Below are 8,166 nucleotides of genomic sequence, written 5' to 3'. Positions count from 1 at the left end.
GGCCGCAACGCCACCCCCACCAACACCGTCCCCGCAATCCCCGCAGCCACCAACCCCGCACCCGCCACACACACCTCCACCACCAGAAGGGTGTTGATGGTGTCCTCGACGGAGGAGGTCGGCAGGCCGAGCACGAGGGTGCCGCCGGCGGTGGGCACCGCCTTGATCCGGTAGCCGCCCGCGCCGGGCACCTCGACGGTGTGCGCGCGGCCGTCGCGCGGGAACGAGGCGAAGGCCTCGGCCTGCGCGTCGGTCAGCGACTCGACGGTCACCTGGGGCCGTTCGCCCTCGTCGCTGTCCTGCTGGACGCTGATCCCGGTCTCGGTGACCTCGCCGTCGTTGACGACAGCGCCGACCGTGCCCACGGGCTGGCCGCCCAGTGCCAGGAAGCGCAGGTCGATGTCGCCGGGCGGCCTCTTGTGGCCGGGCGGCCCGGGACCGGCGGCGCGCATGCCGACGTCGGCGAGCTGGGTGTCGAGCTGGTCGTAGAGGTAGGAGCGCAGCGCGATCGTCGTCACCGCACCGATCACCGCAGCCACGACCGCGATCAGCGCCACCGACGAGACCACCAGCCGCGTCCGCAGCGAACGGCTGCGGCCACGCCGCCGCCCCCGCCCCCGGTCGTTCCGGTCACTCACGGACCGGTCACTCACCGGGCTTGATCAGATATCCGGCGCCGCGCCGCGTGTGGATCATCGGTGAGCGGCCCGCGTCGATCTTCCGCCGCAGATACGAGATGTACAGCTCGACGACGTTGGCCTGCCCGCCGAAGTCGTAGGACCAGACCCGGTCCAGGATCTGCGCCTTGCTCAGCACCCGGCGCGGATTGCGCATCAGGAAGCGCAGCAGCTCGAACTCCGTGGCCGTCAGCCGGATCTCCGCGCCCGCGCGCTGCACGTCGTGGCTCTCCTCGTCGAGCACGAGATCGCCGACGACCAGCAGCGACTCGTTGCGCGCCATCGCCGCGCCCGACCTGCGCAGCAGGCCGCGCAGCCGCGCGACGACCTCCTCCAGGCTGAACGGCTTGGTGACGTAGTCGTCGCCGCCCGCCGTCAGACCCGCGATACGGTCCTCCACCGCGTCCTTGGCCGTGAGGAAGAGGACGGGCACGTCCGGGGCCTCGCGGCGCAGCCTGCCGAGGACGGTCAGGCCGTCCATGTCCGGGAGCATGACGTCCAGCACGACCGTGTCGGGCCGCCACTCGTGCGCGGCGCGCACGGCGGAGGCGCCGTCGCCCTCCGCCCGTACCTCCCAGCCCTCGTAGCGCAGCGCCATGGAGAGCAGATCCGTCAGCGACGGCTCGTCGTCCACGACGAGCACGCGCAGCGGGCTGCCGTCGGGCCGCCGCAGTTCGGTCCGCGACTCGGTACGCGGCTCGCCGCGCGAGGAGGACGCCGCGGGGGACGTGGGGGAGGCGGAGGTCTCATGCATACGTCTCAGCGTGGACAGCGGTGCTGAGAGCAGCCTGTGGCGAGTCTGTGAATTCACTGAGAAACGGTCCGGCCAGCCGGAAAGCGCCCGGTGAGGGGCCCGCGCGGACGCCACGGCGGGGGTCGGGGCGGGGGTCGCGGCGCGGAGGTCGCCCGGCTGGGAGCGGCGGGTTCGCGCCGTGTTCCCGTACGTCCGGGACGGTACGTATCCGGCCACGCGCGTCGCGTGGCGGCTCCCGGCGCCGCTCCACCGTACCGAAGCGCTGGTCCGTGCCCCGCGCCCCGGGGAACCCGGCCGTCCGCCTACTCACTTCACGCCACTGATTCAACACGCAACGTTACCGAATACCGCTCCCCGGATATGCGTCCAGGGCGGCGGCCCGGCAAGACTTCCGTCCGCTATCCGACACCACAAGCGGAAGGATGCACGATATGCGGAACACCCACCGCGGCACCCGTAACCGGAGGAGACTCGGCGGGGCGGTGCTCGCACTGCTGGTCGCGGCCTCGTTCGGCCCCCTGAGCGGCACGGCACTCGCAGCGCCGGCCCCCTCGGTGACCCCGGCCCCCTCGGAGCCGCCCGCCGCCACTTCCCTCTTCGCCCCCTCGGCGCTGACCCTGACCGTCGCGCGGGGCGAGCGCGCGGAGACGACGGTGCCGCTGCGCGCGGTGACGCTCTCCTGCCGCCCGACCGCGACGGGAACCCACCCGGCACCGGCCGCCGCCTGCGGCCAACTCCGCGCGGCTCAGGGGGACTTCGACGCACTTCCCGGCCGAGGACGTAGTGTGTGCACGAAGATCTACGACCCGGTGGTCGTGACGGCCGAGGGCGTCTGGGAGGGCGAGCGCGTGCGGTATGAGCGCACGTACGCCAACTCGTGCGTTCTGCGCTCCGAAGGCATGTCTGTCTTCTCCTTCTAGGGAGTTCCGGGTACCAAGGACGTCCCGCACGCCTCCCCGCGAGCGGGACGGGCCGTCGGCCGAGCCGCGGCCCCCAGCCGGGGGCGGCCCGGAGAGTCCCCCGCTCTCCGGGCACGTCCCCGGTCCGGACCGGAACGCCAGACGGACGACGCCAGACAGCCGCCCGCCGGCCGCCCGGCCGGAATAACGCGCCGAAACCGGAGGCTGTGCGTCCTATGGCAACGAACGATCCCAAGGCAAGCGAGACGAGCAAGCAGAACGAGGCGGCCCGAGCAGCCGGCTCTGTCCAAGCCCCGGGCAAGGGCCTGGGCACCGTCGGCATCTGGAGCGGTGCCATCCGCACGGGTGACAGCCCCGAGCGGGACGCCGAGATCGCCGACGCCGTCGCGGAACTGGACGAGCTGGGCTACGGCACGATCTGGATCGGCGGCAGCCCGAGCGTCGGCCAGGCACTCCCGCTGCTGGCGGCCACCAGCCGCGCCGTGATCGCCACCGGCATCCTCAACATCTGGGAGCACCCGGCCGCCGAGGTCGCCGCGCAGACGGTGGAGGCGAACGCCGCGCACGACGGCCGTTTCCTGCTCGGCATCGGCGTCAGCCACAGCATCGCCGTCCCGCAGTACGGGCGCCCGTACACCGCGATGAAGGAGTACCTGGCGGGCCTCGACGCCGCCGCGACGCCCGTGCCGAAGGAGCAGCGCGTCCTGGCGGCGCTCGGCCCGAAGATGCTGGAGCTGTCCCGCGACCGCGCCGCCGGCGCGCACCCGTACCTCGTCACGGCCGAGCACGTGGCGAAGGCCCGCGCGACGCTGGGCGAGGACGCGGCGCTGGCGCCGGAGCTGAAGGTCGTCCTGGACGACGACCTCCCCCGCGCCCGCGAGGTGGCCCGCGCCTATCTGGACCGCTACCTCCAGTTGCCCAACTACACCAAGAACCTGCTGCGGCTCGGCTTCGAGGAGGAGGACTTCGCGGGCGGCGGCAGTGACCGGCTGCTCGCGGCGGTCTTCGCGCTGGGCGACGCGGAGACGGTACGGGCGCGCGTCGACGAGTTCCACGCGGCGGGCGCCGACCACGTCGCGCTCCAGACCGTCACCGCCAACGCCTTCACCGACCTCCCGCTCGACCAGTGGCGGCTGCTGTCCGACGCGCTCGCGCTGACCTGACGTGACCGGGGCCGGGCGGGGCGGCGCGGTCCGCCCCGCCGGTCAGCCCGCTCACCCCGCGAAGACGACGCTGGCGAGCAGCACATGGAACGCCGTCCCGCCCAGGATGCTCAGCCCGGCGTTCCGCTTCCACAGATGCAGCCCGACGGTGGCGGCCAGCGCCAGCAGGAGCGGTGCTCCATACGGCGCCGTGGTCAGCTCGGCGTCGTGCAGCGAGTAGACCGCGAGCACGACCATCACGCCGACCGGCATGTGCGCGCTGAGGTAGTGGACGGCCCCCGACCCGCGCAGCGGCGCGAGCAGCGCGAACGGCAGCGCCCGCAGCGCCCAGGTGACGGCGGCGGCGACGCCCACAGCGGCCAGCAGATACGCGTCACCGTGCACGAGCGGGCCTCCCCTTCAGCAGCGCGTAACGCACGAGCAGCGCCGCGACGAACATGCCCATCGCCGCCACCAGCATCTGCCCCGGCAGCGCCACCTGCGCGAGCAGCGCGCACAGCAGCGCGAGGACGGGGGTGGGCACATCGCGCCGCTCCCGTATGCCGTCGATGGCGAGGACGACGAAGAGCGCGGTGAGCGCGAACTCCAGGCCGACGACACCGTCGGGGATCAGCCCGCCGAGCAGCGCGCCCGCCGTCGCGCCCACGACCCAGTACGCCTGGCACAGCGCCTGGATCCACACGATGCGCCGCCCGTTCATCTCCGCCGCCGAACCGGAGGCGGTGAGCGCGTACGCCTCGTCGGTCATCCCGAACGTGCTGAACGCCTTTCCCGTCCGGCTCCGCACCCGGTGCAGGGGGAAGGACAGCGCGTAGAAGACGTGCCGGAAGTTCACCAGGAACGCGGTCGCCGCGATCTGCGCCAGCGGCACGGCCGCCACGACCATCCCCACCAGCAGGAACTCCAGCGACCCCGCGTACACGAGCGCGGTGCACGCCGTCGCCCACCACCAGTCCAGGCCCGAGTGCACGACGAGCACGCCGAGCGCCACCCCGAGCGGGAAGAGCCCGAGACCGACGGAGCCGGTGTCCCTGAGCCCCTGCCGGAAGCCGGGCCGGGGGCGGTCGGCGGCCGTGCGATCAGTGGATACCGCCTGGTCGCAGGGGGGTCCGGCGTCCCCCCTTACAGATATGTCCATGGACGAAATTTTAGGTCGATTCGCGCGTAATATGGTTGCGGATCACTACCCGATATCCGCTTTACGAGCAACGGTGCGCCATGGACGACCTAGACCGCGAAATTTTGTTTCACCTCCAGCAGGACGGCCGCCTCTCCAACGTCGAGCTGGCCAAGCGCGTCGGGCTGACCCCACCCCCGTGTCTGCGCCGCGTCAAGCGGCTGGAGAACGCGGGGATCATCACGGGCTACCGCGCGCGCGTCGATCCGGTGGCGGCGGGGCGCGGCCTGGAGGTCGTCCTGGCGGTCGAGATCGGGGTCAACGACCTGCGGACGGTCGAGGAGTTCGAGACGGCGATCGAGTCGTACGAGGAAGTCGTCGAGTGCCGCCGCATGTTCGGCCGCCCGGACTACTTCATCCGCGTCGCGGTCGCCGACCACGAGGCGTACGAACGCTTCCTGATCACGCACATCATGGGCCTCCCCGCGGTCTCGCGGGTGGACTCCCACCTGACGATGAAGCGGCTCAAGACGGACGACTAGACGGACGAGGGGGCCGGCACGGCCGTGCGCCGCCGCCCGCGAAGGCGACGGCGCACGCACGCACGCACGCGGGGACTATGACGGCCAGGCCACCAGGTCGACCGTGTCGTTGAACTGCGGGGGCTCCTGGAGCTGCTGGCTGGGGAAGAGGGGACGGGTGGGGCCGTCCTCGTCGATGAGAAGTCCCACCGAGCCGGTGTTGTTCACCCAGGACGAGACGTTGTTGGCCGCGCTGGAACCGTTGCCACCCTCCATCGGGAGCTGCTTCAGATCGACGTTGTAACCCGCGCCGATGCCGTACGCGGGGCCCTGGTTGCCGTAGTCGCGGTACAGGCACAGCGTGGCGGACGGGCAGGGCTCGCCGTCGTTGAGCTTGACCACGCCCGGGGGCAGCGCGCCCTCCGGCCCCGCGGCCTGGGCGGCGTGGGCGACTCCGGCACCCAACGGCAGCACCACCGCTGCCACGGCAGCCGCCGCCCTCACGGTCGTACGGGCCAGCCTGGTGGCGCGGTTCCTGTGGTTGGTCGTCATGCGTTCCTCCTGCGTCGGGAAGCCCCACCGGGTGCGGGACGAGAAGAGGTTCGCCGCCCCCGCCGTCGATTACGCCAAGTGGTGGACAGGAGACTCAAAGTGATCGCCCTGGCCGGGTGGCCGCTCTTGCCTGCCGCTTCTCCCCGTCTGCGACTCCGTGACCTGGGCACATCCCCTCAGTCGACGAGCCGCTGACGCGAGCCGGAACGTTCCCTTCCCCGCCCGACGGGTCCTCCCCAGGAGTGATCACACAGCGCGTTTCAGCACCCGGGTCCCACACACCGGCGCCGCCCGCCGCCCCCGCGCCTACGGCGCCCCGGTGCGCGTGCCCTCCCCCTGCGGGAGGGCGGCCTCCGGGACGACGACGACCTGGTCGGCGTCCTCGTAGACGATCCGCCCCGGCGACGAGGAGTCGACCCGCACGCACTCCACCCCGTGCGCGGCGAGGATCTCCAGATAACCGTCGACGCGCGCGATCAGCTCGGTCGACGTCACCTTGAACCACGCGGTCGCGCCCGGGTTCACGTCCGGGTCGTAGACGGTGGGGTCGACGTGCGCCGGGTTGGTGAAACTGGCGTCGTACCAGTCGTTGTTGACCCGTCGGAACCGCTCCTGCTCCGGAGTCAGCCTCCCCTCCCGCGCCAACGTGTTGACCAGCGCGAACACCCCCGGAAAACTCCGCCGCCCCGCCGCTTTGCTCGTCCCCTGAAACCGCACATACCGCCCCACTCCACACCTCCATCCACGCCACCGCCGTACAGCCGAAAAGAGCAGGCCCCCGGCTGCCCACTGCCCGGCCGCGAAACATACACCCAGAGGCGGTCGCCGACACCGTTGACCGCCACCTGCGGCATCAAGATCAGCCCAGGTAGGGCCGCTCACGCTGCTCCAGGAAGTGCCCGATCCTGAGCCGCTGCGTGTGGTGCATGGACAGGAGGTCGATCTCCTCGACCTGGACGAACCGCAGTTCCGTTGACTCGCCCGAGATCGCGAGCCGTCCACCGACGACACAAGCCGTGAAGCAGACGTTGAACTGTCGGCGCACCTCGCCATCCGTGTACGCGATCACGTGGCGTGGATCGGTGTAGGTGCCCACGAGACCAGTGATCTCCACGTCCAAGCCGGTCTCCTCCTTCACCTCCCGGACGGCTGCCCCCGGAAGTGAGTCGGTCACCTCCATGCCGCCACCGGGCAGCGCCCACAGGTCGTTGTCCCGTCGACGCTGGAGAAGGATGCGCCCTTCTGCATCGGTGACTACGGCGGACGCGGCGACTACCAAGCTGTTCGGCTTGGGCGCGGTCAGGTCGTCGTAGTACTCAGCTCGTGCCATGGTCATCCTCCTCGTACGGGCGTACAACCTTCTGATCCGTAGCTTCGGACACCACTCTGCAAGGGCGCTCGTGGACTTGCTGACCAGTGCGCCGGTGTGGGTGGCTGACAGCCTCTGTGTACCGTCGTCGCCGTCAGCGTTGCCGTCATTTCGGGAGCTTCACGGCTCCTCGTGACCGGCCTCCACGTCGTTGATGAACGCGCTCCACGCCCCCGGGTTGGTGACACCCGTACTGGAGCGGGTCGCTGCATGTGCTGGGCCGCTGCTGATCATCGCGATTGCCGGGAGCATCGGCCTGGTCGTCGGCTTACTGCTCGGCAGCCACTCGTAGTCCCCCGCCCCGGTCGGGGATGCCCTGGCCGTGGATTCCCCGGCCGTGATCAGCCCCCGGCCGGGGAGCGCGTCCATAACCACCACGCACAGCAAAGGCCCCCGCCGAAGCGGGGGCCTTTGCTGCTCTGCTGGGCCTCGCGCAGACTATTCGTCCAGGTACAGCAAGGCCGTGATGGTCTTCTTGCACACGTCGCAGTGCATCGGTGCCTCGATGCTGGCAAGGTCGCACTCAATGGCGGTGACGCGATCCACGGTGCCGGTGGCTACCTCGGCACCCCAAGCGGCGCTCCAGCGGTTGGTGTTCTCCTGGAGACGGGATATGTAACCGCGTGTCATCTCGTAGAAGGCACGAACGCTGTGCTCTTTCATATAAGTCCAGTTGAACTCAAGGCTCTTGAGGACCACCGGGAACGGGTGGAGTGCCTGTGTGCGTCCCCAGGTCTCCAGCACATCCGCGACATCCAACCGGGAGGCCCGCTCATCCAAGACGGCCCACATGCCCGTCTCGTCGTAGTCGCCGAGGACCTGTTCGAGGATGCCAGCGCAGCGAACGAGGTTCGCTTCCTTGGCGGCGAAGACGCCGTCGATCTCAGCACGCGTTACGTCCGAAGGGTCCTTGCGAGCCTTGTTGATGGCGCGCGTCAGCTCTGTACTCAGAGCCGCCTCGTCACAGAGCGAGTCCCCAAAACTCAGCCACGGATCGGGAAACCCACGCTCCGCCGTGGCCTGGAAGATGCGTTCACCTTGCTGTCCCATCCGTTCCTCCCCGGAACGATCGACGTGGGCTGCACCCACTGCG

11 protein-coding genes and 1 pseudogene are annotated in these 8,166 nt (G+C 70.6%); 3 read left to right on the top strand and 9 right to left on the bottom strand.

Going from position 1 to position 8,166, the window contains the following annotated elements; all coding sequences use genetic code 11:
- Together ACYVOO_RS08195 and ACYVOO_RS08190 are read right to left on the bottom strand one after the other, a co-directional pair.
- Window positions 1–638, bottom strand: a pseudogene (locus ACYVOO_RS08195) (two-component sensor histidine kinase); the annotation flags it as partial.
- Between the two features lie 7 nt (window positions 639–645).
- Window positions 646–1,431 (bottom strand): response regulator transcription factor, encoded by a 786-nt coding sequence (locus ACYVOO_RS08190; RefSeq protein ID WP_461014965.1) that lies wholly within the window; start codon window positions 1,429–1,431, stop codon window positions 646–648.
- A 431-nt stretch (window positions 1,432–1,862) separates the two neighbouring features.
- Here ACYVOO_RS08190 and ACYVOO_RS08185 point away from each other — a divergent pair, with 431 nt between their 5' ends.
- Both ACYVOO_RS08185 and ACYVOO_RS08180 read left to right on the top strand, forming a co-directional pair.
- Window positions 1,863–2,351, top strand: coding sequence for a subtilase-type protease inhibitor (locus tag ACYVOO_RS08185; RefSeq protein ID WP_461014964.1), 489 nt, complete (start codon window positions 1,863–1,865; stop codon window positions 2,349–2,351).
- Between the two features lie 215 nt (window positions 2,352–2,566).
- The gene (locus ACYVOO_RS08180) at window positions 2,567–3,514 is read left to right on the top strand and encodes an LLM class F420-dependent oxidoreductase (protein ID WP_461014963.1); all 948 of its coding nucleotides are present in this window, start codon (window positions 2,567–2,569) and stop codon (window positions 3,512–3,514) included.
- A gap of 51 nt (window positions 3,515–3,565) precedes the next feature.
- Here the strand turns inward: ACYVOO_RS08180 and ACYVOO_RS08175 are convergent, their stop codons facing one another.
- Both ACYVOO_RS08175 and ACYVOO_RS08170 read right to left on the bottom strand, forming a co-directional pair.
- Complete coding sequence (locus ACYVOO_RS08175) at window positions 3,566–3,898, bottom strand: branched-chain amino acid transporter permease (RefSeq protein ID WP_453344457.1); 333 nt, start codon at window positions 3,896–3,898, stop codon at window positions 3,566–3,568.
- Complete coding sequence (locus tag ACYVOO_RS08170) at window positions 3,888–4,652, bottom strand: AzlC family ABC transporter permease (RefSeq protein WP_461014962.1); 765 nt, start codon at window positions 4,650–4,652, stop codon at window positions 3,888–3,890. Before ACYVOO_RS08170 ends, ACYVOO_RS08175 begins: the two co-directional genes overlap by 11 nt.
- Before the next feature lie 80 nt (window positions 4,653–4,732).
- Between ACYVOO_RS08170 and ACYVOO_RS08165 the strand changes: the two genes are divergently transcribed.
- Window positions 4,733–5,173 carry an Lrp/AsnC family transcriptional regulator gene (locus ACYVOO_RS08165; protein ID WP_453344455.1) on the top strand — a complete coding sequence of 147 codons (441 nt, stop codon included), beginning with the start codon at window positions 4,733–4,735 and terminating at the stop codon, window positions 5,171–5,173.
- A gap of 75 nt (window positions 5,174–5,248) precedes the next feature.
- On the opposite strand, the gene ACYVOO_RS08160 is transcribed toward ACYVOO_RS08165, so the two are convergent.
- From ACYVOO_RS08160 to ACYVOO_RS08140, 5 genes are all read right to left on the bottom strand, one after another.
- Window positions 5,249–5,704, bottom strand: a complete 456-nt coding sequence (locus tag ACYVOO_RS08160; RefSeq protein WP_461014961.1) for a peptidase inhibitor family I36 protein — start codon at window positions 5,702–5,704, stop codon at window positions 5,249–5,251.
- A 306-nt stretch (window positions 5,705–6,010) separates the two neighbouring features.
- Entirely contained in the window at window positions 6,011–6,478 is a 468-nt protein-coding gene (locus tag ACYVOO_RS08155) for a hypothetical protein (protein ID WP_461015005.1), read from the bottom strand.
- Between the two features lie 85 nt (window positions 6,479–6,563).
- Window positions 6,564–7,034 (bottom strand): NUDIX domain-containing protein, encoded by a 471-nt coding sequence (locus ACYVOO_RS08150; protein WP_461014960.1) that lies wholly within the window; start codon window positions 7,032–7,034, stop codon window positions 6,564–6,566.
- Window positions 7,035–7,193: 159 nt separating this feature from the next.
- Window positions 7,194–7,442: a hypothetical protein gene (locus ACYVOO_RS08145; RefSeq protein ID WP_461014959.1), complete on the bottom strand. Its 249-nt coding sequence runs from the start codon at window positions 7,440–7,442 to the stop codon at window positions 7,194–7,196.
- A gap of 69 nt (window positions 7,443–7,511) precedes the next feature.
- The gene (locus ACYVOO_RS08140) at window positions 7,512–8,123 is read right to left on the bottom strand and encodes a hypothetical protein (protein WP_461014958.1); all 612 of its coding nucleotides are present in this window, start codon (window positions 8,121–8,123) and stop codon (window positions 7,512–7,514) included.
- Window positions 8,124–8,166 lie beyond the last annotated feature (43 nt).

This window comes from Streptomyces daliensis (assembly GCF_054782395.1).
The sequence above is the reverse complement of the archived record's forward strand: the minus strand, read 5'-3'. Positions and strand labels throughout refer to the sequence as shown.